The organism is Novosphingobium sp., from assembly GCF_040398825.1.
In the GTDB taxonomy this organism is placed as follows: domain Bacteria; phylum Pseudomonadota; class Alphaproteobacteria; order Sphingomonadales; family Sphingomonadaceae; genus Novosphingobium.
In genome coordinates this window covers 20381-44562 of the sequence record NZ_JBBATI010000012.1, presented here as the reverse complement: position 1 = coordinate 44562, position 24182 = coordinate 20381, and the positions used below count along the sequence as shown (strand labels likewise).

21 protein-coding genes are annotated in these 24182 nt (G+C 65.2%); 2 read left to right on the top strand and 19 right to left on the bottom strand.

Annotated features, from left to right (window positions below; translation table 11 throughout):
* Nucleotides 1-68: 68 nt before the first annotated feature.
* Together ABWP89_RS08205 and ABWP89_RS08200 are read right to left on the bottom strand one after the other, a co-directional pair.
* Complete coding sequence (locus ABWP89_RS08205; RefSeq protein WP_353228531.1) at nt 69-2195, bottom strand: TonB-dependent siderophore receptor; 2127 nt, start codon at nt 2193-2195, stop codon at nt 69-71.
* A complete protein-coding gene (locus ABWP89_RS08200) occupies nt 2143-2511 on the bottom strand; it encodes a Plug domain-containing protein (protein WP_353228530.1) in 369 nt (122 codons plus the stop codon). Before ABWP89_RS08200 ends, ABWP89_RS08205 begins: the two co-directional genes overlap by 53 nt.
* Nucleotides 2512-2922: 411 nt before the next feature.
* On the opposite strand from ABWP89_RS08200, the gene ABWP89_RS08195 reads away from it, so the two are divergent.
* Nucleotides 2923-3852 (top strand): LysR family transcriptional regulator, encoded by a 930-nt coding sequence (locus ABWP89_RS08195; protein WP_353228528.1) that lies wholly within the window; start codon nt 2923-2925, stop codon nt 3850-3852.
* A gap of 22 nt (nt 3853-3874) precedes the next feature.
* Here the strand turns inward: ABWP89_RS08195 and guaD are convergent, their stop codons facing one another.
* The 16 genes from guaD to ABWP89_RS08115 are packed head-to-tail and all read right to left on the bottom strand — an operon-like array spanning nt 3875 to nt 21912.
* Nucleotides 3875-5158, bottom strand: coding sequence for a guanine deaminase (gene guaD, locus ABWP89_RS08190; protein ID WP_353228527.1), 1284 nt, complete (start codon nt 5156-5158; stop codon nt 3875-3877).
* Nucleotides 5155-6072 carry a xanthine dehydrogenase accessory protein XdhC gene (gene xdhC / locus ABWP89_RS08185; protein WP_353228526.1) on the bottom strand — a complete coding sequence of 306 codons (918 nt, stop codon included), beginning with the start codon at nt 6070-6072 and terminating at the stop codon, nt 5155-5157. Before xdhC ends, guaD begins: the two co-directional genes overlap by 4 nt.
* Nucleotides 6069-8360: a xanthine dehydrogenase molybdopterin binding subunit gene (xdhB, locus tag ABWP89_RS08180; RefSeq protein WP_353228524.1), complete on the bottom strand. Its 2292-nt coding sequence runs from the start codon at nt 8358-8360 to the stop codon at nt 6069-6071. Before xdhB ends, xdhC begins: the two co-directional genes overlap by 4 nt.
* Nucleotides 8353-9786 carry a xanthine dehydrogenase small subunit gene (xdhA, locus tag ABWP89_RS08175; RefSeq protein ID WP_353228522.1) on the bottom strand — a complete coding sequence of 478 codons (1434 nt, stop codon included), beginning with the start codon at nt 9784-9786 and terminating at the stop codon, nt 8353-8355. The genes xdhB and xdhA overlap by 8 nt, the downstream gene beginning before the upstream one ends.
* 1 nt (nt 9787) lies before the next feature.
* The gene (gene uraH, locus ABWP89_RS08170; RefSeq protein ID WP_353228520.1) at nt 9788-10120 is read right to left on the bottom strand and encodes a hydroxyisourate hydrolase; all 333 of its coding nucleotides are present in this window, start codon (nt 10118-10120) and stop codon (nt 9788-9790) included.
* On the bottom strand, nt 10117-11313 hold the full coding sequence (locus ABWP89_RS08165; RefSeq protein ID WP_353228518.1) for a urate hydroxylase PuuD: 1197 nt from the start codon (nt 11311-11313) through the stop codon (nt 10117-10119). Before ABWP89_RS08165 ends, uraH begins: the two co-directional genes overlap by 4 nt.
* Complete coding sequence (gene uraD, locus ABWP89_RS08160) at nt 11310-11801, bottom strand: 2-oxo-4-hydroxy-4-carboxy-5-ureidoimidazoline decarboxylase (protein WP_353228516.1); 492 nt, start codon at nt 11799-11801, stop codon at nt 11310-11312. Before uraD ends, ABWP89_RS08165 begins: the two co-directional genes overlap by 4 nt.
* The gene (gene hpxZ, locus ABWP89_RS08155) at nt 11798-12190 is read right to left on the bottom strand and encodes an oxalurate catabolism protein HpxZ (RefSeq protein WP_353228514.1); all 393 of its coding nucleotides are present in this window, start codon (nt 12188-12190) and stop codon (nt 11798-11800) included. The genes uraD and hpxZ overlap by 4 nt, the downstream gene beginning before the upstream one ends.
* A complete protein-coding gene (gene puuE, locus ABWP89_RS08150; protein WP_353228512.1) occupies nt 12187-13068 on the bottom strand; it encodes an allantoinase PuuE in 882 nt (293 codons plus the stop codon). Before puuE ends, hpxZ begins: the two co-directional genes overlap by 4 nt.
* The gene (locus tag ABWP89_RS08145; RefSeq protein WP_353228510.1) at nt 13065-14309 is read right to left on the bottom strand and encodes a pyridoxal-phosphate-dependent aminotransferase family protein; all 1245 of its coding nucleotides are present in this window, start codon (nt 14307-14309) and stop codon (nt 13065-13067) included. Before ABWP89_RS08145 ends, puuE begins: the two co-directional genes overlap by 4 nt.
* Nucleotides 14296-15567 carry an allantoate amidohydrolase gene (locus ABWP89_RS08140; protein WP_353228508.1) on the bottom strand — a complete coding sequence of 424 codons (1272 nt, stop codon included), beginning with the start codon at nt 15565-15567 and terminating at the stop codon, nt 14296-14298. Before ABWP89_RS08140 ends, ABWP89_RS08145 begins: the two co-directional genes overlap by 14 nt.
* Nucleotides 15564-17147 carry a gamma-glutamyltransferase family protein gene (locus ABWP89_RS08135; protein WP_353228506.1) on the bottom strand — a complete coding sequence of 528 codons (1584 nt, stop codon included), beginning with the start codon at nt 17145-17147 and terminating at the stop codon, nt 15564-15566. Before ABWP89_RS08135 ends, ABWP89_RS08140 begins: the two co-directional genes overlap by 4 nt.
* 4 nt (nt 17148-17151) lie before the next feature.
* Nucleotides 17152-18096: a 5'-methylthioadenosine/S-adenosylhomocysteine nucleosidase gene (locus ABWP89_RS08130; protein ID WP_502915263.1), complete on the bottom strand. Its 945-nt coding sequence runs from the start codon at nt 18094-18096 to the stop codon at nt 17152-17154.
* Nucleotides 18093-19442 (bottom strand): NCS2 family permease, encoded by a 1350-nt coding sequence (locus tag ABWP89_RS08125; protein WP_353228504.1) that lies wholly within the window; start codon nt 19440-19442, stop codon nt 18093-18095. Before ABWP89_RS08125 ends, ABWP89_RS08130 begins: the two co-directional genes overlap by 4 nt.
* The gene (locus tag ABWP89_RS08120; protein WP_353228503.1) at nt 19439-20782 is read right to left on the bottom strand and encodes an AtzE family amidohydrolase; all 1344 of its coding nucleotides are present in this window, start codon (nt 20780-20782) and stop codon (nt 19439-19441) included. The genes ABWP89_RS08125 and ABWP89_RS08120 overlap by 4 nt, the downstream gene beginning before the upstream one ends.
* On the bottom strand, nt 20779-21912 hold the full coding sequence (locus ABWP89_RS08115; RefSeq protein ID WP_353228501.1) for a bile acid:sodium symporter family protein: 1134 nt from the start codon (nt 21910-21912) through the stop codon (nt 20779-20781). Before ABWP89_RS08115 ends, ABWP89_RS08120 begins: the two co-directional genes overlap by 4 nt.
* Before the next feature lie 272 nt (nt 21913-22184).
* On the opposite strand from ABWP89_RS08115, the gene ABWP89_RS08110 reads away from it, so the two are divergent.
* A complete protein-coding gene (locus ABWP89_RS08110) occupies nt 22185-23264 on the top strand; it encodes a LacI family DNA-binding transcriptional regulator (RefSeq protein WP_353228499.1) in 1080 nt (359 codons plus the stop codon).
* Here the strand turns inward: ABWP89_RS08110 and ABWP89_RS08105 are convergent.
* A complete protein-coding gene (locus ABWP89_RS08105; protein WP_353228497.1) occupies nt 23237-23887 on the bottom strand; it encodes a sigma-70 family RNA polymerase sigma factor in 651 nt (216 codons plus the stop codon). The genes ABWP89_RS08110 and ABWP89_RS08105 overlap by 28 nt on opposite strands.
* Nucleotides 23888-24182: the final 295 nt, after the last annotated feature.

The window sequence follows — 24182 nt, the reverse complement described above, 5'->3', positions numbered from 1 at the left end:
GCCTTTTTGATGGTTCAGCAGGAATTGCCGGGTGACGGCGGCTGATACCGCCATCACCCGGTCCGATATCAGAACTTGTACTTGATCGACGCCTGGAAACTGCGCGGCAATTGCGGCAGCGCGATGTCGGCACCGAACAGGTCCTGACCGCCAGCACGGAAATAGCGTGCGTCGTTGACGTTCTTGACCACCACGCGGAACAGCCACGGCCCCTTGGTATAGGACACGCCAAGGTTGGCCAGCCAGTATGACGGCAGCTTCACCGTTTGCGTGTAGTTGGCATAGACCGAGTCCACGTGGCTGATGTCACCGCTCAGCGCGATGCCGTTATCGAACGCATATGTTGCCGTAGCCGAACCGACATTCTGTGGCTCGCCAGGGCGGCGGGCCATCTTTTCACTCGTGATCGGGATGAGACCCAGTTGCGAACCGCCAAAGATCAGCGCGGGGTTGATCCCGGGGAAATCGCCAGCGCCGTAGTAGTTGAAATAGGACCCGGCAATCAGGGCACCCAGATTGATCACGTTGATATGGGTGAAGGAACCGGTCACCAGCAGGTGGCGGTCAACCGACCAGCGGATTTCAGCTTCGATACCCTTGGTTTGCAGAATCTGGTTGGTCAGACCGCTTTCGGCACCGGCCTGGGTACGCTTTTGTTTGTAGACCGAAATCGCCGCGTAAAGCTTCTTGTCGAGGAAGTCACCCTTCAGGCCGCCTTCCAGCAGGTTGGATTGGCCAAGCACCGCATTGCCGACGATGTTGTGCGCATAAAGTTCAGACCCTTCACCCGCGACGACCGTGGTCTGGCGCGAGATGGTGACATAAGGGACAAGGCCAATCGACGACTTGTACGACAGGCTGGCGTTCCACGACCAGCCACCAAACGTGCCCGACGCGTCGGGAATGTTCTGCGTGTTGGCAGCGAAACCGGCGTAATCGCCCGGCCAGTATTTTGCCGCAATTGCATGCGATGCGGTCTGGACATTGTCGTAACGCACGCCACCGATAAGATCGAGGCCGACAGTGGTATCGACATCGACCAGCGCAGCGGCACCAAGGTCGGTATAATGACCCACCACATAGTCGGAAAAGTTGCAGTCGCACTGGGTCGACAGCAGACGCGTATCATAGGGCTGATAGATGGTGGCCTGGCTGATATCCGGGCGGTTCCAGAACTCCTGGCCAAAATCGTCCGCGAATTTGAAGTGCGTGTAACGCACCGATGGTGATGCCTGGATCGAGATTTTGGCAAAGGATGTCTGGAAACTGTCGGACAGGACGATCTTGTCTTCAAGAACGTACGAGTTGAACGTCTGCGAAAATCCATAGGCGTTTTCATTCAGGCTGATGCCGCCATCATAAAACACCTGATTCTTGATCTTCAGATCACCTTTGCCTTCCCAGATCAGGTCGAAATAGGCGGTTTTCTGGATATTGTTGTTCTTGTCGTTCGGTCCGGTCAACGTCTGCCTGCGGCTAAGCTTGACCGTGCCGGGATTCAGCAGATTCATGTCGGTAAAGGACGTGCCCGCCTCATTGGGCGTATAACACGCGGCATTGATGCCGTCCTTGAACGGCGTGAAATTGAACGTGCCATCGACCCCGGCGCAGGCAAAACTGCCAAACTGGCTGATGCCATTTCCGTGATTGGCGGCAGAGGCTTCTTCGCGGGATATCTTGCCATCGCCGTTGGTATCCAGGCCGCGGCTCTGGCCGGAAATATAGGTGCCGGTGTCGATCAGATCCTGCGTCAGGCGGTTCCAGCCGCTGTTCTGCACGCTGTCGTATTTCTGATAGGTCCCGCCAAATTCGGCGCGCAGGTTGGAGGTGATGTCGGTGTCGAACGCCGCCGAAAACAGCGCGTTCTTGGTATAGACATTGCGGTAGTAGCTGTCTGAATCCTCGATTTCGCCATAGATGCTGTAACCAAAGGCGTGATCGCCGATCTTGCCCGGCCCGGTCACGCTGCCCTTGATGACTTTCCTGCCCCAGCTGCCGAGATCAACCTCAAGATCGCCCTTGGCTTCGGCAGCATAGGCGCCGCTGGCTGCGCGCGCGGTTTTTGGCACGAAGTTCATGTAACCGCCGATCTTCGACGGGCCATAAATCACACTGGCCGGGCCGCGCACGATGTCGATGCGGTCAGCCGCGCCGATCGGGGTCGCATAGTTGCCGGGGTTGTCCAGCCGCAGCATGCCACGATAATAAACGTCGCTGGGTGCGCCACGAATGTCGAGCGCGCCGCCGGTGCCGAAAGAACGAACTGGTGAAGGTACCCGGCACCTGGGACACCAGATCGTAGATCTGGGTGATGCCAAAGCGGTCCATCTGTTCTTTCGAGATGGTGGACGCAGAACGCGGCGTTTCAACCAGCGTCTTGTCAAAACCGAACACCGATCCGACACCCCTGACCGGCAACGCATTGAGCGCGCCGGTGATGACGATTTCCTCGGCCGGTTTGGGCGCATCTGCCGCCGGCGCCGGCGCCGCGGTCTGGGCCAGTGCCGGCATGCTCATTGCGGTGCATGACAGCAGACCGGCCGCAACCAGCTTGCGGATGGCGGACCCGCGCGTCGGCGCACGACCAGCCATAGCGAAAGATTGGACTTGTAGCATTATTGACCCCCATTTTTTGTTGCGTTAACAGCTTCTTGACCCGGAACACCCTGTCGCCGGCGCCTGACCGCCCCGTCCCCGCCGCCCTGATACAAACGTTTTCCTTGTGTCATTCAAACATGTTGCAGCGCAGCAAGGCAAAGCCTTTGTCACGCCGCGGCAAACCCTTTTTGCGATCGAACGGCCCCGCTGCACCCGGCCGGATCGACCCTGCATGCCGGAACTATGGCCTTGACATATGCCTAGCAAACGCAATGAATCCGACACAGTGTTGCAAAAATTGTAGCGGGGTCACCACAGCGCCACATGCTGGCATTTTCGCGCTTTCTGCGCTACTTCATGGCGGTCGGCCGGCTTGGTTCGATCCGCAAGGCGGCGGACGAGCTGCACGTTTCGGCCTCTGCCATCGACCGGCAGATCCTGAATGTCGAAGCGGACATCGGCATGCCGCTGTTTGAACGGCTGCCCACCGGGCTGCGCCTGACGGCGGCGGGCGAAATCATGATGGCGGCGGGCGGGCGCTGGCAAAAGAGCATGACCGATGTCCGTGCCCAGATCGAGGATCTGCGCGGATTGAAGCGCGGTAATGTCGATATCGCGATCATCGACGCGCTGGCCAAAGGCTATATTCCGGCCACGATCAGCGCGATGCAGTCGCGCTATCCCGGGATCACGGTCGGCGTGCGTGTGCTGGAAAACAATGCCATCCATCGCGTGATCGCCAATGGCGAGGTCGATTTCGGCATCTTCTTTGAACCGCGATCGGTCCGCGACCTGACCGTGCGCGCGTTTACCGACGTGGTGCTGGGCTTTGTCACCCTGCCCGACCACCCGCTGGCGCAGCAGCGCAGCGCGCGCTTTTCCGCCTGTGCCGGATCACCGGTGATCCTGCCCGCAAAACCGCTGGCGGTGCACGAACAGATCGCCGTGCTCGAAGCGACCAGCCAGATCACGCTGGCCAAAAAGGTGGTGTCCGACAACATCCAGATGATCGCGTCGCTGGTGGCCGAAGGCATCGGCATCGGCATGCTGACCTCGCTCGATGTCATCAACGAGGTCAAGGCCGGCAGCCTGGCGTTCACGCCGATTACGGACCCGATTCTGCGCCCGATGACCCTGGCGCTGTGCACCGCTGCGTCGCGCCCCACGTCCTATGCCGCAGACATCGTGCTGCGCGAAATTATCGCCGACTTTTCGCAACTGGGCGTTGAATCGCCGGTCGCGGAGGTGCCCTGAACACTGGTTGCGGGTGCCTTGTTCAGGTCCGGTTCCAGGCACATTGACCCATGATCCAGGTCTGGCGAATTGCGCGATCATCACCCAGAATTTGCAGCGCAAACAGACGATCGGCCAGGCTGGCGCCAGCGGTGCGGCGCGCCAGCAAAGGCGTGGCGGTATCATCCAGCACCGCAAAATCAGCCTCTTGCCCCGCTTCCAGACCACCGACCCGGTCGGCAATATGCAGCAGGCCTGCGCTGCCGGCGGTGGCCAGCCAGAGCGCGCGGAACGGATCAAGCCTAACCCCTCGCGCCTGCGCCGCCTGATAGGCGAGCCCGGCGGTGTGGAGCATCGAAAACGTCGTGCCCGCCCCCACATCGGTGCCCAGCCCGGTGCGAAAACCGCAGGCCTGGGCCTGGCCAAAATCGAAAAAGCCCGATCCCAGAAACAGGTTGGAACTGGGGCAGACCGCAATCCCGGCGCCAGTTTCGGCCAGCCGCCGGGCAGACCGGTCGGGCAGATGCACGCCATGCGCAAACACCGATCGCGCGCCGACCAGCCCGAACCGGTCATAGACATCAAGGTAATCGGCGGCATCGGCAAAGCGTTCGCCCACGGCCGCGATTTCCCGCAGGTTTTCGGCCAGATGCGTGTGCATCAGCACGTCGGGATGGTCCGCCACCAGCTGCCCCGCAACGTGCAACTGCGCATCCGACGAGGTCAGCGCAAAGCGCGGCGTGACCGCATAGCCCAGTCGTCCGCGCGCGCGCCAGCGCGCGATCAGCGTTTCGGTTTCATCGCGGCCCGATTGCGCGGTATCGGCCAGCCCGGCGGGGCCGAGGTCCATCAGCACTTTGCCCGAAATGATCCGCATCTGCCGCGCCAGCGCCGCATCGAACAGGGCATCGACCGAATGCGCGTGCACGGTCGGGAACACCAATGCGCTGGTGGTGCCGTTGCGCAGCAGCTCGTTCAGGAACGCATCGGCAACCACATCGGCATGGGCGCGGCTGGCAAAGGCCTGTTCGGCGGGGAAAATATGCCGGTCCAGCCAATCGAGCAATTGTTCGCCATGCGCGGCGATCCGGTCCATTTGCGGATAGTGGATGTGGGCATCGACAAAGCCCGGCACGATCAGCCCGCGCAAATGGGAAACGGGCACACTGGCGAAACGCGGGGCCAGATCGGCATAGGCGCCGCGTGCGACGACAATGCCCTGTTCGACCACCAGCAGCCCGTCTGCATCATAGCGCACCGCAGCGGGATCGAGCTGCGGATCGCGCGGCACGGACAGCAATTCGCCGCGAAACGCCTGTACCGTCATGCACCCAGCCCCAGCAATTGCGCGCAGGTGGCCACTGCGATCACATCCGGTTCCTTGCCGGGCACGCCGGGCAGGCCGATCGGACAAGTCAGGCGTGCGCAATCCTGCGGCGACAGGCCATCGCCCGCCAGCCGCGCCAGAAAGCGCGCACGTTTGGTGGCCGAACCGATCAGGCCGACATAGGCCAGTGGCGATCGCGCCAGGGCCACACGGGCCAGCGTGTAATCCAGGCCATGATCGTGCGTCAGGATGACAATCGCGGCATCGGATGGCGCGTCGGCCACACATGATGCCAGATTGTCGGCATCGATCACCGTGACGCCATCGATCGCGGCACATTCCGGGCGGGCATCGAACCAGGCCAGCCGCAGCGGCAGATGGGCGGCGTGGCGCGCAATGGCCTGCCCGACATGGCCCGCACCGAACAGATAGATCGGGCGGCGATAGCGGCCCAGCACCTCGGCAAAGCGTGTTCCTTTGCCCGGCAGGGGGCCACGGGCGGGCAACGGCACCACACCGGCGTCAGGCACGATTTGGCGTTCCACACCGCCCGCTGCCAGGTGAGTCACCAGCACGCTTTCGTCGCCCGTATCGGCCAGCCAGGCCAGCGCGGCAGAATTGACGTGTTCGATCAGCAGTCGCACCCGGCCACCGCAACACTGGCCCAGCAGCGGCCCCAACGGGTAATCCTGCACCCGCCAGGTGCCCGGTGGATGCAGGAGCGCGGCGCGCGCCTGTTCCACCGCCCGGTATTCCAGCTGTCCGCCGCCGATCGTGCCGACCAGCGTGTCGGCCGTCACCAGCATCCGCGTGCCCGCGCCGCGCGGGGCGGACCCTTCGCTGGCCAGCACGCTGACCAGCGCCACTGGCGCTGTGCCGGCGAGCACACGAAGCTGTGCCAGCCATTCGGTCATGCGCCGCGGTGCGCGGCTATCGCGCGCAGGATGCGTTCGGGTGTGGCCGGTGCATCCAGTTGCGGGATCGCGCGATTGTGCGGCGCGGTTGCCACCACTGCCTGGCCCAGCGCCAGAAACACCGAATTGGCCAGCATGAACGGTGGTTCCCCCACCGCCTTTGACCGGTGGATCGTCGGCTTGACATTGTCGCCGTCCCACAGCGCGATGGTGACATGGCGCGGGCGGTCCGATGCGGTGGGGATCTTGTAGGTCGCGGGCGAATGCGTCAGCAGCCGGCCCGCGCCGTCAAACACCAGTTCCTCTGTGGTCAGCCAGCCCTGCCCCTGCAGGAACGCGCCCTCAATCTGCCCCACATCGATCGCCGGATTCAGCGATCGGCCGACATCGTGCAGAATATCGACCGCCAGCACGCGGTGTTCGCCGGTCAGCGTATCGATCACCACTTCGGACACTGCCGCGCCATAGGCGAAGTAATAGAACGGGCGCCCTTTGTGGGCCGCACGGTCATATTCGATTTCGGGTGTGGCGTAAAAACCGGTGGCCGACAGCTGAATGCGTGCGCGGTGCGCCTTGTGGCACAGCGTGGCAAACGACAGCGTGGCCGCGCCGGCCCTGACGCCAGCGGGCGTGAAAAGGACATCCTGCTCTGCGCAAGCAAACGTCCGCGCCACGAAGGCTGTCAGGCGGTCACGGATCGCCGTGGCAGCATAATGCGCCGCCATTCCGTTGAGGTCTGCACCCGAAGAGGCCGCCGTGGCCGACGTATTCGGCACTTTGTCGGTGCGCGTGGCGGTGATGCGCACCTGGCCGACCGGCACGGCAAACACCTGCGCCACCACTGCTGCGACCTTGATATACAGCCCCTGACCCATCTCGGTCCCGCCGTGGTTGATCTGGATCGAACCATCGGCATAGACATGTACCAGCGCGCCGGCCTGGTTGAGATGGGTGGTGGTGAAACTGATCCCGAATTTCACCGGGGCCAACGCGATGCCTTTTTTGAGGACGGTGTTGCGCGCGTTGAATGCTACAACAGCGGCGCGGCGCGCGTCATAACGGGAATCGTGGCGCAACCGGGCCATGATCTGCGGCGCGATATTGTCTTCGACCGTCATGCCATAGGGCGTGACATTGCGGCCCGGCCCATAGGCATTGGCCAGCCGGACATCGAGCGGATCGGCCCCCAACGCTTGCGCGATATGGTCCATCACACGTTCGATCGCCAGCATCCCCTGCGGGCCGCCAAAGCCGCGAAACGCGGTGTTGGAAACGGTGTGCGTCTTCAGCCGTTCGGACAGGATTTCGACATGGGGGAGGAAATAGCAGTTGTCGGCATGGAACATCGCGCGGTCGTTGATGCCTGCGGACAAATCGAAAGTGGCGCCGCAGCGCGCCGACAGCAGCAGTTTGAGCGCTATGACCCGGCCATGGTCATCGCAGCCGACTTCATACGTGACGCGGAAATCATGGCGTTTGCCGGTCATCACCATGTCGTCATCGCGGTCGCAGCGGAATTTGGCAGGGCGGCCGGTCAGCGTGGCGACCAACGCGGCCGCAGCCGCGAAAAACGCCGCCTGCGTTTCCTTGCCCCCGAACGCGCCGCCCATCCGCCGCACTTCGACCGTCACGTCGGCCGAGGGCACGGCCAGCAGATGCGCAACCAGATGCTGCACTTCGCTGGGATGCTGGGTGGAGCTGAGCACGTGGACCTGCCCGTCCTCGCCCGGCCGGGCCAGGGCGATCTGGCCTTCGAGATAGAAATGATCCTGCCCGCCCATGTCGAACTGGCCCGACAGGCGGTGAGCGGCGGTTGCCAGCGCCGCATCAGGATCGCCCTGTACCATGCGCTGGGTTGGTTCGAGCAATGATTGCGCGGCTTGTGCCTGTTCGATGGTCAGGCAGGCGGGACGCGGCTCATAGCTGATCTGGCCCAGCCGCGCCGCCTTGCGCGCTGCCAGTTGGCTGGTCGCGGCCACCAGAAACAGCGGCTGCCCGACGAACGTGACTTCGCCATCGGCCAGCAGGCGGTCATCGCCGGCGACCGGGCTGACATCGTTGGCGCCGGGAATGTCGCCGGCGGTGAATACCGCGACCACGCCTGGCGCCGCGCGCACCGCTGCCAGATCCATCGCCACCAGCCGCGCATGGGCAACCGTGCTCTGGCCAAACGCCAGGTGGAGCAGATCGGCGGGTTCCGCCTCGTCATCGCAATAGCGCGCAGAGCCGCTGACGTGCAGGTGCGCGCTGTCGTGGGCATGGGCGGGGTTGGCGCCGTGGTCAGCCAAGCTCCGGCTCCACATCCAGCACCGACACGGCGGCCCCTTGCGCCCTGTGATACAGTCGCCACAGCAGGTTTGCCGCCGCATCCAGCCGATAATCGGCCGAGCCGCGCACATCGTTGAGCGGGGTGAAGTCGTCGCGCAGGGCGCTGGCCGCCAGTGCAATGGTTGCGGCGTTCAACGTCTGCCCGGTCAGCGCCTGTTCGCACTGGTGCGCGCGGCGCGGGGTGGCCGCCATGCCACCGAACGCTGCGCGCGCGCGGACGACAATCCCATCACGCACAGTCAGTTTGAACGCGCCGCACACCGCCGAAATATCGCTGTCAAAGCGGCGCGACAGTTTCGAAATGTGCACCCGATCATCGGGGCCAAGCGCCGGGATATGAACAGATTCGACAAATTCGCCCGCGCGACGGTCCTGTTTGCCGTAATCGAGAAAATAGTCCTCCAGCGGCATGGTCCGGCGCCCCTGCAGGCTGCGCAAGGTCAACATGGCGTTTAGCGCGATCAGCGCGGGCGGGCCATCGCCGATGGGCGATCCATTGGCGATATTGCCGCCGATCGTGGCGGAATTGCGCACCTGCAATCCGCCGATGCGCCTGACCAGTTCGCCCAGATCGGGGTGGAACCGCGCGCATGCCGGGTGGGCATCGGCATAGCGCACGGTGGCGCCCAGTGTCAGCCCGGTGGCACTTTCGGTGATGGTGGCAAGCTCTGCAATTCTGCCCAGAAACACCGGCGTTGCGATCGTACGCAGGCCCTTGGTGACCCACAGCCCGACATCGGTGGCCCCGGCGATCATCCGCGCGTCGGGATGATCGGCCAGTACGGCGGCGAGTTCATGGGCGGTGTGTGGCGCAAACCACGCGGGTTCGCCGGGGTCATCGGCAGGCGTTTCGCGTACGGCCAGGCCCTGCAACAGGGTGATCGTGATACTGTCGTCCTGTTCCAGCGCAGGGACAGTCTGTGCCGCCGCCAGGATCGGGCCATAGCCGGTGCAGCGGCACAGATTGCCGGCGATGACGTCTGCGACCGGCAGGTCATGCCCGCTGGCGCCGATCGCGCGGCCATGCAGCGACATGACGAAGCCGGGGGTGCAGAACCCGCATTGCGAGCTGCCGTTCTGCGCCATGCAGGCCTGCAAGCGATTGAGCGCGCCAGGCCTGCCCAGGCTTTCGACGGTCAGCAGCGCCTTGCCATCCAGCATCGGCAAAAACAGGATACAGGCGTTGACCGCGCGCCAGATGATGCTGGTACCCTGCGCGTCCAGTTCGCCCAGCAACACGGTGCAGGCGCCGCAATCACCCTCGGCACAGCCCTCCTTGGTGCCGGTGCGCCCCATGCGATAGCGCAAGTGATTGAGCAGCGTGGCGGTCGGATCGACCGGGCTGATTTCCACCACTGCGCCATCCAGGACAAACCGCACAGTCATGTCAGCTGCCCCGGTACGTCGAATAGCTGTAGGGCGAGACGAGCAGCGGCACGTGATAGTGCCCGACTGCATCGGCTATGCCGAAATCGATCGCCACCACATCCAGGAACGGCGGGTCTGGCAGGATCACGCCCTGTGCGCGAAAATAGTCCGCCACGGCGAATGCGATGCGATAGGCGCCCGGCACCAGCGGCGGCAGGCCGGGGCAACGCCCGTCGGCATTGGTGCGGCCCTGAAACAGCACCTGGCCATCGGCGGCGGTCAGCGTCAGCGCAACAGCGACCGCCGGTGTCCCGTGCGCGGTGTCGAGAACGTGGGTGGAAAGCGTGCTCATGGTGGTGTCCCTTGCGCAATCCAGCGGCCCAGCGTGTCGCGTTCGGCGCGGGTCATGCCGGTGGTGTTGCCCAGCGGCATGATCTCTGCCTCTACCGCCACCTTCTGGATGCGCGGGGCGACCGCGCTGGCATGGGCATGGCTGTCGAGCAGCACGCCCAGCGGCGGTTCGGTGAACGCCGGGTTGGTCGGGTGGGCGGCATGGCAGCCACTGCAATGGCGGGCAAAGATCGGCTGCACATCTGCATAGGTGGTGCGCGCCGGCCCGGCCGCAGCCGGGGCACCCTTTTCCAGCGCGACATAGGCCACGCACAGCAGGGCCAGTGCGGCGCTGAGCGCGATATACGGCGCCCCTGACTGGCCCTTGTGCCGCAGGTTGAACACGTGCCGGACCGACACCCCGGTGGCACCGATCAGCGCCAGCACCAGCCAGGGCCGTGTGGCGCCATAGGTCATCGGATAGTGGTGGCTGAGCATGATGAACAGCACCGGCAGGGTCATGTAATTGTTGTGCAGCGAACGCGCCTTGCCCGCTTTGCCCAGCGCGGGATCGGGCAGGCAGCCTTCGCGCAGCGCGGCCACCACCTTGCGCTGGTTGGGGATGATCACAAAGAACACGTTGCCGACCATCACCGTGCCGATCATCGCGCCGATGTGCAGATAGGCCCCGCGGGCGTTGAACACCTGGGTCAGCGCCCAGGCCGCCGCGACCAGCACCGCGAACCACACCAGCCCGAACAACCGGTTGTTGGCACCCAGCGGCGATCGGCACAGCCCGTCGTAGACCAGCCAGCCCGAAACCAGCGCCAGCAGCCCGATGCCAACCGCTTCAGGCTGGCTGAGCGCGGCCTTTGACGGATCGATCAGAAAGCTTTTGGCGCCGATATAATAGACCAGCACCAGCAGCGAAAAACCGCTGATCCACGTCCAATAGGCTTCCCATTTGAACCAGTGCAAATCGTCGGGCAGCGTCGGTGGCGCGACCTGGTATTTCTGGTTGTGGTAAAACCCGCCGCCATGCACCGACCACAGTTCGCCCGAAGCCACCCCTTGCGCCGGCGGTTTCAGATGGTTGTCGAGCCAGACAAAATAGAACGACGATCCAATCCACGCGATGCCCGTAGTCAGGTGCAGCCAGCGCAGCCCCAGATTGAGCCATTCGCCCCAGTCGATCGCCAGCAGCGCCGCGATCATGCCATATCCCCCAGCCGCAGCCGCACGATCTCGCCGATCTGGGCGATAGCGGTGGCCACTTCGGCGTCGCGGGTGTGGGCCAAACGGCGCTCCATCGCCGCCAGAATGCCGGCCTTGTCGGTCAGCCGCACGCAGATGATGAAGGGGAAATCGAACCGCGCGCGATAGGCGGCGTTGAGCGCGTGAAAGCGGGCGAATTCGTCGGGAGTCAGCCGATCCAGCCCAGCCGAGGCCTGCTCCGCCGATGACGCCGCGGTCAGCGTCTGGTCGATCGCTGCCTTGCCCGCCAGTTCCGGGTGGGCACAGATCAGCGCGAGTTGTTCATCGGCACTGGCAGCATGCAGTGCGGCCATCAGCCCGGTTTGGAGATCGGCAAACGGGCGCAAGGCGGCGGCACGTTCCACCACCCATGGCGAATGTTCGAACAGCGCGCCAAACCGGGCCACAAACGCGGCGGTATCCAGCGCGTTGACCTGATCGAGGTTCAACGGCTGTCCCCTTCCAGGCTGACATGCGCGGATACGACTTTCCAGCCGCCGTAAACGCCAGTGCCGAAACGCACCCAGCTCTGGCTCTGGCGGCCGCGCCGACTGCTGTTTTCGCGGAAAAATTCGGCATCGATAGTGGCGAAGGCATCACCATAGACGGTGATTGCCACCTGCCCCAGCCGGCGCGGCGGCGATCCGCCGCGACCTTTGCGGAACGCGCGGATCGCCTCGATGCCATACAGCACTTCGCCCACGCCATAGCGGTTGGTGGTGGGCGCAGCGTGGAACAGCGCGTCCATCGCCGGCACATCATTGGCCATCAGCGCGGCTTCATAGGCGTGGAACGCGGCGGTGACTTCGGCCAGACGGGCCGGATCGTTGATGATCATGCCGGATGCACCGCAATCCAGTGGTGCGCGATATCGACGCGGCGGGCGACCCAGGCGTCGCCGCTGGCCACGACATGATCGACAAACCGCGCCAGCGCGCGCGCCCGCGCCGGGCGCCCGGCGATCCGGCCATGCAGCCCGACCGACATCATCCGCCCGCCTTCGTCGCGCAACTGGTCAAACGTATCGACCAGATAGCGGAAAAACTGGTCGCCCTCGGTAAAGCCGTTCAGTGCGACCATCTTCATGTCGTTGGCATCGAGCGAATAGGGCACGATCAGCTGCGCGCGCCCGTGCTGCCGGTCCCAATAGGGCAGATCATCGGCATAGCTATCGGCGTCATACAGAAAGCCGCCCTCCTCTGCCACCAGCCGCGCGGTGTTGGGCGAGGTACGGCCCTGATACCAGCCCAGCGGGCGGCTGCCGGTCAGTTGCGTGTGCAGCGCGATGGCCTGGGCAATGTGTTCGCGTTCCACCTGTTCAGGCACATTTTGGTAATCGATCCAGCGATAGCCGTGGCTGGCGATTTCCCAATCGGCGGCGCGCATCGCCGCGACGGCGGCCGGGTTCATGGCCATCGCCCGCGCCACGCCAAACACCGTGACGGGCAACGCGGCGCGCGTGAACAGGCGATGCAGCCGCCAGAATCCGGCGCGGCTGCCATATTCATACAGGCTTTCCATCGCCATCGCGCGCGCCGGATGGCTGGCCGCGCCGACCATTTCGGACAGGAACGCTTCGGAACCGGCGTCGCCGTTGAGCACGCTGTTTTCGGCGCCTTCCTCATAATTGATGACGAATTGCACGGCGACGCGCGCGCCGCCCGGCCAGCGCGGATCGGGCGGATTGCCGCCATAGCCGACCAGATCGCGGCTCATCGTGGGGCATCCCAGGCGGCCAGCGCCGCCGGCACAGCCTGCCCCAGCGGCACGGACAAGCCCTCTGCGCCAAGGCAGGCTTCGAGCGCGCCGAGCGTCAGCAGCACTTTGTGTTTGCGCGCGTTGTAGCCCATCGCGCCAAAGCGCCAGATGCGGCCCTGCAACGGGCCGAACGCGGTGCCGATTTCGATTTCAAAATGGTCGCGCATGGCAATTCGCACGCGTTCGCCATCGATCCCGGCCGGAATCCACGCGCCGGTGACATTGGTCATGCGGTGCGCATCGTCACCGAACACCGTCAGCCCCAGCGCGCGCAGGCCGGCGGTCATCGCGGCGCCGGCGCGGGCGTGGCGGATGAAACAGGCGTCCAGCCCTTCACCCAGCACCACGCGGGCGCATTCGCGTGCGCCATAGAGCATCGATGTGGCCTCGGTATGGTGGTTGAGGCGCTTTTCCGACCAGTAATCCATGATCATGGCCAGGTCGAAATAGTTGGAGCCGATGCGGGCCCCCGCGCCATCCGCGATATCATCGCGGCGGATGCCCTGTTCGACATGGCGACGGTTGAAAATATGCGCCGCCGCCGCATCCGAAATGGTGATCGGCGCCGACCCCGAAGGCCCGCCCAGGCATTTTTGCAGGCCGCCGGTCACCACATCGATGCCCCAGCGGTCGGTGGCAATTTCCATCCCGCCCAGCGTGGCGGTGGCATCGACATAGGACAATGCGCCGGCATCGCGGCACAGCGCGCCCAGCCCTTCCAACGGTTGCGCCATCGTGGTCGAGGTATCGCCATGGACCGTGGCGACCACGCGCGGGCCGAACCGCGCAATCGCATCGGCAATGGCCGCCATCGGCACCACTTCACCCCACGGCGCATCGACCGTTTCGATCACCGCGCCGATCCGCCCCAGGATTTCGGTCAGCAGCAGGCCGAACCGGCCGAAATTGACCACCAGCACGCGATCGCCCGGCACCACCAGGCTGACCAGCGAAGCCTCTATCGCGGCGCGCGCGGTGCCGTCGATCAGCATGGTCCAGCGGTTCTGTGTGCCGAACACCGGGCGGTAAAGCGCCATGACCTGGTTCATATAGGCGGTCATTTCCGGATCGAACTGGCCGAGCAGGTCGGCCGCCATCGCCCGCAGCACACGCGGATGCGCGTTGACCGGGCCGGGGCCCATCAGCAGGCGCTGGGGCGGGTCGATTTCACCGAACAGCAGGGGATCAAGCGTCGTCAAGGGAGGCTCCAAGTCGTTCGATGAAGCCGAGCATGACCCGCAGCGCCACTTCGGCATCGGCGGGATCGACATGTTCGGCGGGATGGTGGCTGACCCCGCCGCGGCAGCGGATGAACAGCATGGCGGTGGGGCACAGTGCGGCCATGACCATGGCATCGTGGCCAGCGCCGGAAACCAGGCGGCGCACCGGTTGCCCGGCCCCGGCCAGCGCCGCATCCATCAGGTTCATCAGCGCCGGGTCGCAGGGGCTGGCGGGCAGATCATGGACGGGGGCGATCGTGATTGCCAGACCGCGCTGGTCGGCAATGGCGTGGATGGCATCGAGTATGGCCGCCGCCGCGCGGTCGCGCCGTTCGCTTATCCCGGAACGGACGTCGATGGTAAAATCGACATGGCCCGCGATCACGTTGGCAGCGCCAGGCCCGGCCGTGATCCGACCGACGGTTGCCACCACATCCGATTGATCGGCCTGTGCTATGCGTTCGATGGCCAGGATCATTTCGGCGGCGCCCGCCAGGGCATCGCGGCGCAGCGGCATCGATGTGGTGCCGGCATGTCCGGCCATGCCCATGACCTGCACGCGATAGCGCAGCTGTGCCGCAATTCCGGTGACCGTGCCGACCGCCAGCCCTTCGGCCTCCAGCAGCGGGCCCTGTTCAATGTGTGCCTCAAGATAGGCGAGGATCGACCCCGGTGCCCGTGCTGCATCGTGATAGTGCGCCACATCAACCCCGGAATCGGCCAGCGCCACGCCGTCGGCATCCACCAGATCGAGCGCGTCGGACGGCAGCGTGCCCGCCACCGCCCGGCTGGACAGCATTGCGGCGGGAAAGCGGGAACCTTCTTCATCACCAAAGGCAATGACCTCGATCGCAAAGGGCAGGCGGCGTTCGGCACGGTGGAGCGCAGCGACCGCTTCGATCCCCAGCATGACCCCCAGCGGGCCATCATAGCAGCCGCCATCGCGCACGCTGTCGAGGTGGCTGCCGATCATCAGCGCGGGTGCCGCCGGATCGGTGCCTTCATAGCGCCCGACCAGATTGGCGGCCGGATCGCGCCACACGCGCATGCCGGCGTCGGCCATCCATGCGGACAGTGCGGTTTGCGCCGCATGATAGGCCGGGGTCAGATAGCCGCGACACAGCCCACCGGCCATGTCGGAATAGGGCGCCACGCCCAACATATCGCACCGCGCGACCGCGCGCGCACCACCTGGCGCCGTGACTGCGGGCGTGTCTGCGGGGGCGGCGATGGTCACCACGTGGCGACGCCGCCGTCGCTGCGCGGATCGGTCGCACCGTCCAGCCGCCCGTCGGCATGGCGCACGATCGCGCCGGCATGGCCCATCGTCGCGGTCAGCGCGCCGACGCGTTCGACATCGTGCCCGGCGGCGGCCAGCGCGGCGTAGAGGCTGTCGTCGAACCCGTCCTCGATTTTCAGCGTGGTGCTGGCATCGCCCCAGGTGCGGCCGAGCAACCAGCGCGGGCGCGAAATCGCGGTTTGCAGATCAACGCCATAGCGGGCGTAGCGGGTAAACAGCGCGGCCTGCGTCTGCGGCTGGCCTTCGCCGCCCATCGTGCCATAGGCCATGGTGCGGCCGTCATCGAACCGGGCAAGCGCCGGGTTGAGCGTGTGAAACGGTTTGCGCCCCGGCCGCAGCGCATTCCACCCGTCCGCTGCCAGCCGGAAACTGCTGCCTCGGTTCTGCCAGATGATCCCGGTATCGGGCAGCACCAGGCCCGATCCGAATTCGAAATACGTCGACTGAATCGCGCTGACCACGCGGCCCTGACCATCGGCCGCACCGAACCAGCAGGTATCGCCCCATTGCGGCGGTTGCGGCCACGGCAGCGCGGCGGCAGGATCGATCTGTGCCGCCAGCGCATCCAGCGCCGCACCATCGTCGAGCAGCGCCTGACCATCGAAATCGTGATAGGCCGGGTCGCCGACATGGCGGTCGCGCAGGAGGAACGCCTGCTTGGTCGCCTCGATCAGGCCATGAACATGGGCAAATTGGTCCGCGCCTTCGGCCTGGAGCCGGTCGAACAGCGCCAGGATCAGCAGCGAGGCAAACCCTTGCGTGGGCGGCGGCGAATTGAACAGGTCTGCGCCGCCGATCCGCGCGCGCAGTGGCGCAATACGTGTTGCCGCGTGTGCATGCAGGTCGGCGGCGGTTACCGGGCTGCCCAGCGCCGCCAGATCGGCCGCGACGCGCCCCGCCAGCGAGCCACGATAAAACGAGGCCAGCCCTTCTGCCGCCAGCGTGCGCAAAGTCGCGGCGAGCGCGGGCTGGCGCAGGATGTCGCCTGTGCGCAAGGGGCGCCCATCGGGTTCAAAGATTGCCGCATAGGCACCCGGCTGGATGCGCAATTCGGCGCCTTTTGCTGCAGCAATTGCTGCACCGCCGGCGGTGACCGGCACGCCGGTTTCGGCCTGGGCGATGGCATCGCGCAACAGGCGGCCCAGCGGCAAGGCACCGGCGGGGTCGGCCAGCGCCGCCGCCCAACCCGACAGCGTGCCCGCCACCGTGTTGGCGGCAAGCGGCCCGCGGAACGGGACCGCGTCCAGCCCGTCGTATAGCGCAAGATCGGCCTTTGCCGCGGCACTGCCACAACCCTGGATGCCATGCACGCGCCCATCGGGTTCGGCGATCACCCAGAATCCGTCACCGCCGATCCCGGTCATGTGCGGATAGACCACCGCCAGCATCGCCGATACCGCCACGGTTGCCTCAACCGCAGTGCCGCCGTCGCGCAGCACGCCCAGCCCCGCCTCTGCGGCGAGGTAATGCGGCGCGGTGACCATGCCGTGGCGGCCGGAGATGGTGACGAGATTCATGGGCCTAATCCGGCAGGGCGGCGACGAACGCCAGCACGACGTGCGCCGAATTGATCGAGGCGAGATTTTCGAAGGTGGTTTCCATGTTCCGGTCACCATCGCCGCCGGCCAGGTCGGACAGGCTGCGGAACACAATTGCCGGCGCCATGTTGGTATAGGCGACTTGCGCCACGGCCGCCGATTCCATGTCGAGCACGCGCGCACCCCACGCTTTTTGCAGGTACCGGCGAAACGCGGCATTGTCGGCAAAGATACCCGCGCTGACGCCGGTACCGCCGATCATCACGCGGGGCGTGCGCGGCAGGCATTGGGGCGCGGCGGCCGGGGCGGACTTATCCGGCGCAACGCAGCGTTCCATGGTCACACCCGGCGCGACTTTGCGTGCGAGGGCCAGCAGGGCGGGGTCCATCGCGATGCGGAACCGCCGGGCGGGCGGTGATGCGGCATTGGTCACGGTGGTGCCGCGTGGAAAGATGAACTGCCAGTTGGCTGGCGCGCCCGGCAGGACCGCTTCGGGTGGTTGCCAGCGCTGTCCTGCCTTACGGGCAAACGAGGCTTCCAGATACTGGCCCCAGTCGTCGGGAACGACCACATCGCCGATCGACAGCGCGGGATCGACGCCGCCGGCTATCCCTGAAAACACGATGCGCCGGACGGTAAAACGGTCGAGCACCAGTTGCGTGTTCATCGCCGCGTTGACCATGCTGACGCCGCTTTTCATCAGCACGACGGGCTTGCCCGCGATCGTGCCGGTCATGAACACCTGGCCATTGATCGCGTGTTCGACCGGGCTGTCGACCGATTTGACCAGCGCGGTCCATTCGGGGCCAAACGCGGTCATCACCACCGTGCGCGGCACATCGTCAATTTTTTGCGCGTAGACCAGCGACGGGAAACAGCCCGCAACCAGCGCGATGGCCGCACGCCAGGGCATGGACCGCCGCATCATGCCGCTGCCATCCACACAAAGCGCACCACGAACAGCGCGGCGAGCAGATAGAGGAACCAGTCGGCACGGGTGGCCCGCCCGCGCACCAGCCGCAGCACGGCATGCGCGGTAATGCCAAACGCCAGGCCATTGGCGATCGAGAATGTCAGCGGGATCATCGCCACAGTCAGAAAGGCCGGGATCGCCGCCATCGGGTCTTCCCAATCAACCTCTCGCAAAGGCAGCAGCATCAGGCCGCCGACGATGATCAGCGCGGGCGCGGTCGCGGCCAGCGGCACCAGTTGCGCATAAGGCGCGACGAACATGGTGGCCAGGAACAGCAGCCCGGTGACGACCGCGGTCAGCCCGGTGCGGCCGCCCGCCTGCACCCCGGCCGCGCTTTCGACATAGCTGGTAACGGTGCTGGTGCCGGCCATCGACCCGACGATGGTGGCGACCGCATCGGTCATCAGGATGCGGTTGAGGCCGGGAATGCGACCATCGGCGTCCATCAGCCCGGCGCGTTTGGTGACCGCGACCAGGGTACCGATATTGTCGAACAGATCGACGAACAGGAACACGAACAGGATTTCGACCAGCCCCAGCCCGTGTTTGCCGGTCAGGCCGAACACGCCGCCCAGGTCCAGTTTGAACGCGGTGCCGGTCAGCGCGGCCAGGCTGTAGGGCTGCGGGTGAAAGGCCACCTGGCCAAACAGCCAGCCCGCGACCGTGGTCGCGACGATGCCGATCAGCATTGCGGCGCGCACGTTCCACACGCTGAGCGCGGCGATCAGCAAGAGGCCGAACAGCGCCAGCGACGCATCCGGCGCTTTCAGATTGCCCAGTGCGACGATCGTGGCCGGGTTCGAAACGACGATGCCGGCGTTCTTCAGCCCGATAAACCCGATGAACAGGCCGATACCGCCGGCCACCGCCGCAAACAGGTAGTTGGGAATGACCGACACGATCAGCTGACGCACCCCGGTCAGCGTCAGCAACAGGAACGCCACGCCCGAAATCAGCACGCAACCCAGCGCGACCGGCCACGGCACGCCCATCTGTTGCACCACGGTAAAGCTGAAATAGGCGTTCAGCCCCATGCCCGGTGCCAGCGCCAGCGGCGTATTGGCGACCATGCCCATCAGGATCGAGGCAAACGCCGCGGCAAAGCAGGTGGCCGCCGCGACCGAGGCCACCGGCATCCCCGCCTGGCCCAAGATGGCCGGATTGACGAGCACGATATAGGCCATGGTCAGGAACGTGGTGAAACCGGCCAGCACTTCGGTGCGTGCAGAGGTGCCGCGCGCGGTCAGCGCAAAATAGCGGTCAAGCGATCCCCCATCCTGCGTGGTGCCTGCCTGCGTCATGCCAATTCCTCCACCGGCGAAGCGATTCCCGTCAAACCCTGCCCCGTCAAACCTGTACCCTCCAGCATTTCGGCAAAGGCCATCAACGCTGCTTCGCCACCTGGTTTGCCGATCAGTTGCAGCCCCAGCGGCAGGCGTCCCGGGCGGCGCAACGGCACCGACAGCGCAGGCAGGCCGGTAAAGCTGATCGGCTGGGTATGGATGCCAAGGTCAGAGCGGGCAGGCACCATGCCCCCGTCGATCACAATGCGCGGATCGGCAATCAGCGGCGCCACACATGGCGCGGCGGGCGCCAGCAGCACATCATAATCCGCGATCACCACGGCTGTCTGCTGTTTGAAATCCCGCCGAAACGCCAGCGCTTCGTCATACAGCGCGCGCGGCAACAGGGCACCGGCCATCAGCCGGTCGCGGGTGGCCGGGTCGAACTGCATCGCCGCGCGGCCCAGCGCATCGGCATGGAGCGCGCCGCCCTCAAACGCGGTGATCAGAAATGCCGCCGACCGCGCACGCGCAATTTCGGGCAATTCGATGATGGGCGCGTGGGGTGCAATCGCGTCGATCGCGGCCAGTTGATCGGGATCGGCATTGTCGCGAAACCGGCCCCCCAGCCGCGCGACCCGCAGATCGGTCGGCGCTGCGCCATCGACCGGTGATCCGGTCAGAACCTGCCAGATGCAGCGCATGTCTGCGACCGATGTCGTGAACGGCCCGGCATCGTCGAAACTTTCCGCAAAGGGGAACACGCCGGCCATTGGCAGTGCGCCATGCGTTGGTTTCAGGCCGTATATACCGGTCAGGCTGGCGGGGACGCGGATTGACCCGTTGGTGTCCGTCCCCAGCGAAAACGCCATGAGCCCGGCGGCCACCACTGCCGCCGATCCGCCCGAGGAACCGCCTGCCAGTCGGGTTACATCATGGGGATTGCGGGTGGTACCGTGCGTTGCATTGATAGTGGCAAAGCCATAGGCGAATTCGTCCATGTTGAGCGTCGCCACCAGCACCGCCCCGGCGCCACGCAAACGGCAGATCGCCTCTGCATCATGGGTTGCCGGTGCAGCATCGGCATAAAGCGATGATCCGGCGGTGGTCGGCAGGCCCACCACATCGAACAGATCCTTTACCCCATAGGGCACCCCGGCGAGCGGGCCGGGATCGTGCCCATGGGCAATTGCGGCATCGACCTGTGCGGCCTCTGCACGGGCGCGTGCGGCCAGCACGCGGGTGACTGCGGCCAGATGATCAGCCTGGGCCAGTCCAGCCAGGCAGCGTTCGACCATATCGATGGCGCGCACGTGCCCCGCGCGCACGGCCGCGGCAATGTCGACCGCCTGCATCACCGATTGCCCCCCGACAGCGTTTTGGCATGCTGCCCCAGCAGGGCCAGATTGGCAACCACGCCGGGCATGCACGCATCGGGAATGGTGAAGCCCCGGGCCGCAGCCGCCTCTGCCGCCTGTTCTGACCCTTGGGGAATGCGTGATACAGCCTCGGCCAGATTGGCCTGTCGGCTGAACCGGCCGGCCAGCGCCGCGCAGGCAAACAGCTGCAACTGGTGAAAGATCATCAGCGGCAGCACGACCATGCCGACCGTCGCCGGCGCAAACAGCGCCGCCGCCATCGGCACGCCGGACACCAGGCTTTTCTTTGAACCGCAGAACAGCAGAACGATCGCATCTTCGCGCGGCAGGCCGGCCAGGCGCGCGACCAGCACGTTGGCGACCATCACCAGGCCAAGAATGACCGCCGACAGCACCAGCAACAGGCCCAGCTGGGGCACGGTGACTTTGGTCCAGATGCCGTTGACCACCGCCGCGCTGAACGCGGTATAGACCACCAGCAGGATCGAACTGCGATCGACCGGTTGCAGGATCGCCTTGTTGCGATCAACCCAGCCGCCGATCAGCGGCCGCAGCAGATGCCCGCCCACGAACGGCACCAGCAGTTGCAGCGCAATGGTCTGCACCGACCCCCACGATGACAGCGCACCGGTACCGCCGGTGCGCAGCAGCAGACCGACCAGCAGCGGGGTCAGCCCGATCCCCAGCAGGTTTGACAGCGATGCGCTGCACACCGCGCCCGCGACATTGCCCCGCGCCAGTGCGGTGAACGCAATCGACGACTGCACGGTCGAAGGCAGCAGCGTGAGGAACAGCAGGCCCACCCCCAGCCGCGGATCGATCAGCCAGCCATCCAGCGCGGTGGTGGCAAGGCCGATCAGCGGAAACAGCACATACGTCGAACCCAGCACCAGCACATGCAGCCGCCAGTTGCCGATCCCGCCCAGGATGGACGCCCGCGACAGCTTTGCCCCATGCAGAAAAAACAGCAGCGCTACGGCCAGATTGGTGGCGAGGCCAAACCATCCCGCGATGCCCCCGCGCACCGGCAGTATCGACGCCGCCGTGACCACGGCGACCAGCCACACCAGAAAAGGATCGACCGAAGGCAAAGATAATGACCGCCGCATAGGCGACGCTCATGCCCGCAATCACCCTAGCGATCCACCGCAATGATCGAAACGGATCGTTGCAAAAATGAGCGCGCCGGTGCGCTGCGTTTGCGTTGCCCGCCGCTGGCGGGATCATGGCGCGCCCCGCCGCCCGGCCGCCAGCGCACGAAGGGTGGCCGTCTCAATCAGGCCACCGCTTCCCATTGTCACCGATGTTGCTATCGTGCGACGCCAGATGCCCTGGCCGGACGGGGCTGGCGCCCTGGCGCAGCGATGGAGCGTAAAGAGTAATGGTTCGGCGCAAGCAGGCAGTGACAATCAAGCACGTTGCAGCGGATGCCGGAGTTTCTCTTCAAACCGTCAGCCGCGTGATCAACAATGTTGCCAACGTCAGCGCAGACATGATGAGCCGCGTGCAGGCATCGATCGACCGGCTGGGCTATGTGCCGTCGATCGCGGCGCAGCGCATGAGCGGGTCACGGTCGTACATTATCCTGGCGATCAACGACCGCGAACGCACCATCGCCGATTGGCAGATGCGCCTGGGCACCGACTGGGTCGATCAGATGTTGCTGGGCGGCATGACCGCCTGCGCCGAATACGGCTATCGCATGCTGATCGAACTGGTCGATACCCATAACGACCATGTCGAACGTGAATTGGGCGCGGCGCTGACAGCGTTGCAGCCCGATGGCGTGATCATCACGCCGCCGCATTCCGACAACCCGCAAATCCTGGCGCTGTTGCAGGCCCACGACATTCCGTTTGCGCGGATCGGATCGAACGGGGCGGATGGATTGGGTGGCATCGCGCTGACCATGGATGATGAAGGATCGGCGCGGCGGGCAGTGCGCCATCTGGTGGCGCTGGGGCATCGGGCCATCGGCTTTATTGCCGGGCCGGCCGATTACCAGTTAAGCGGGTGGCGCGTCGATGGCTGGCGCGCCGAAATGGCAGCGGCCGGGCTGATGGCAGAAGATCACCTGCTGGCGACCGGCGACTTTACCTTTGAAGGCGGCGCGGCGGCCGCGCGCGCGCTGCTGGGCTGCGCCGTCCGGCCCACCGCGATCATTGCCAGCAACGATCAGATGGCGTTTGCCACGCTCGAAGTGGCGCGCGAGCTGGGTCTTGACGTGCCGGGCGACCTGAGCCTGGTGTGTTTCGACAATACGCCAATGGTGCGGTTTACCCGGCCGCCGCTGTGCGCGATCGACCAGCCGGTGGCCGAGACCACCGCGCGCGCCGTGCAAATGCTGTTGGGCGGAAAACCGGGCGAAGAGCCCGCCACGATGCTGGTGAACGTGCCGGGCAATCTGGTCGTGCGCGGGTCAACTGCTGCGCCTTACGCCGCCAGTCTTGCGACGACATAGCCGGGTGCGATCTTGCGCAATTCGTCGAGGAATGCGTCGAGCACTTCGCCCCTGAGCACGAAATTGTGCCGGAAATCGGGCATCACCCCGCCGTCGATCACCGCCGACAGCGCGGCACGGGCGCGGGCAATGCGGCTTTTGATCGTACCGATCGCGACATCGCAGATTTGCGCCATCTCTTCATAGCTGACCTGCCCGACTGCCGACAGGATCAGCACGTCGCGCTGTGCTGACGGCAAGGTTGCCAGCGCGCGCAAGACATCGGTTGCCTGTAGGCCGGCCTCCTGCGTTGCCGGGGTGTTGAGCAGGCGTTCAGCCTCTGCCTCGTCATACGCGCCAACAAACCGCTGGCGGCGGATCTGGCCGAAATAGACGTTGCGCAAGATGGTGAAAGTCCAGGCGTGAAAGCTGGTACCGGCGACAAAATGGTCGCGCGCGGCCCAGGCCTTCAACAGTGTTTCCTGCGACAGATCATCAGCCAGGTCACGGTTTCCGCACAACGACCGCGCGAACGCCCGCAGATGCGGTATCGCGGTGGTCAGTTTCGCGTAAAAATCACCATCCGGCAGCGGCGCGCCCTGTGGGCGGACGGAAACAGGTTTGAATTTGCCTGGCGAGGCCATAGTCGATCCTCTTATCACGGCGAAAATGCAATCGGCAGACAGAGTCGGTCTGGGCGCGGTGGAGTCGCGGGCCGGCCTGGATTCCGCAGGCCGGTAGCGGCCAAATGACGACAAACCTGTAATCCGGAGCGCGCGTTCCGCTGCCACGGATCGAACAGCGCGTTTACCGTTGTACACCCTGCGCTGCGTGCTACCCTACGAAAAAATTTGAATTATTTTTCTGCGCCGGGGCAGCTGCCGATGGGAACAATGGCCACGCTCGACCGTTTGTTGACAATGCGTACCCTTCCGGTGG

What these genes read in the sequence shown, in the direction of transcription:
- ABWP89_RS08205 (WP_353228531.1), bottom strand. Translation starts at nt 2,195, where the DNA reads ATGCTGCGGCTGGACAACCCCGGCAACTATGCGACCCCGATCGGCGCG.
- ABWP89_RS08200 (WP_353228530.1), bottom strand. Translation starts at nt 2,511, where the DNA reads ATGCCGGCACTGGCCCAGACCGCGGCGCCGGCGCCGGCGGCAGATGCG.
- ABWP89_RS08195 (WP_353228528.1), top strand. Translation starts at nt 2,923, where the DNA reads ATGCTGGCATTTTCGCGCTTTCTGCGCTACTTCATGGCGGTCGGCCGG.
- guaD (WP_353228527.1), bottom strand. Translation starts at nt 5,158, where the DNA reads ATGACGGTACAGGCGTTTCGCGGCGAATTGCTGTCCGTGCCGCGCGAT.
- xdhC (WP_353228526.1), bottom strand. Translation starts at nt 6,072, where the DNA reads ATGACCGAATGGCTGGCACAGCTTCGTGTGCTCGCCGGCACAGCGCCA.
- xdhA (WP_353228522.1), bottom strand. Translation starts at nt 9,786, where the DNA reads ATGACTGTGCGGTTTGTCCTGGATGGCGCAGTGGTGGAAATCAGCCCG.
- uraH (WP_353228520.1), bottom strand. Translation starts at nt 10,120, where the DNA reads ATGAGCACGCTTTCCACCCACGTTCTCGACACCGCGCACGGGACACCG.
- ABWP89_RS08165 (WP_353228518.1), bottom strand. Translation starts at nt 11,313, where the DNA reads ATGATCGCGGCGCTGCTGGCGATCGACTGGGGCGAATGGCTCAATCTG.
- hpxZ (WP_353228514.1), bottom strand. Translation starts at nt 12,190, where the DNA reads ATGATCATCAACGATCCGGCCCGTCTGGCCGAAGTCACCGCCGCGTTC.
- puuE (WP_353228512.1), bottom strand. Translation starts at nt 13,068, where the DNA reads ATGAGCCGCGATCTGGTCGGCTATGGCGGCAATCCGCCCGATCCGCGC.
- ABWP89_RS08135 (WP_353228506.1), bottom strand. Translation starts at nt 17,147, where the DNA reads ATGAATCTCGTCACCATCTCCGGCCGCCACGGCATGGTCACCGCGCCG.
- ABWP89_RS08130 (WP_502915263.1), bottom strand. Translation starts at nt 18,096, where the DNA reads ATGATGCGGCGGTCCATGCCCTGGCGTGCGGCCATCGCGCTGGTTGCG.
- ABWP89_RS08125 (WP_353228504.1), bottom strand. Translation starts at nt 19,442, where the DNA reads ATGACGCAGGCAGGCACCACGCAGGATGGGGGATCGCTTGACCGCTAT.
- ABWP89_RS08115 (WP_353228501.1), bottom strand. Translation starts at nt 21,912, where the DNA reads ATGCGGCGGTCATTATCTTTGCCTTCGGTCGATCCTTTTCTGGTGTGG.
- ABWP89_RS08110 (WP_353228499.1), top strand. Translation starts at nt 22,185, where the DNA reads ATGGTTCGGCGCAAGCAGGCAGTGACAATCAAGCACGTTGCAGCGGAT.
- ABWP89_RS08105 (WP_353228497.1), bottom strand. Translation starts at nt 23,887, where the DNA reads ATGGCCTCGCCAGGCAAATTCAAACCTGTTTCCGTCCGCCCACAGGGC.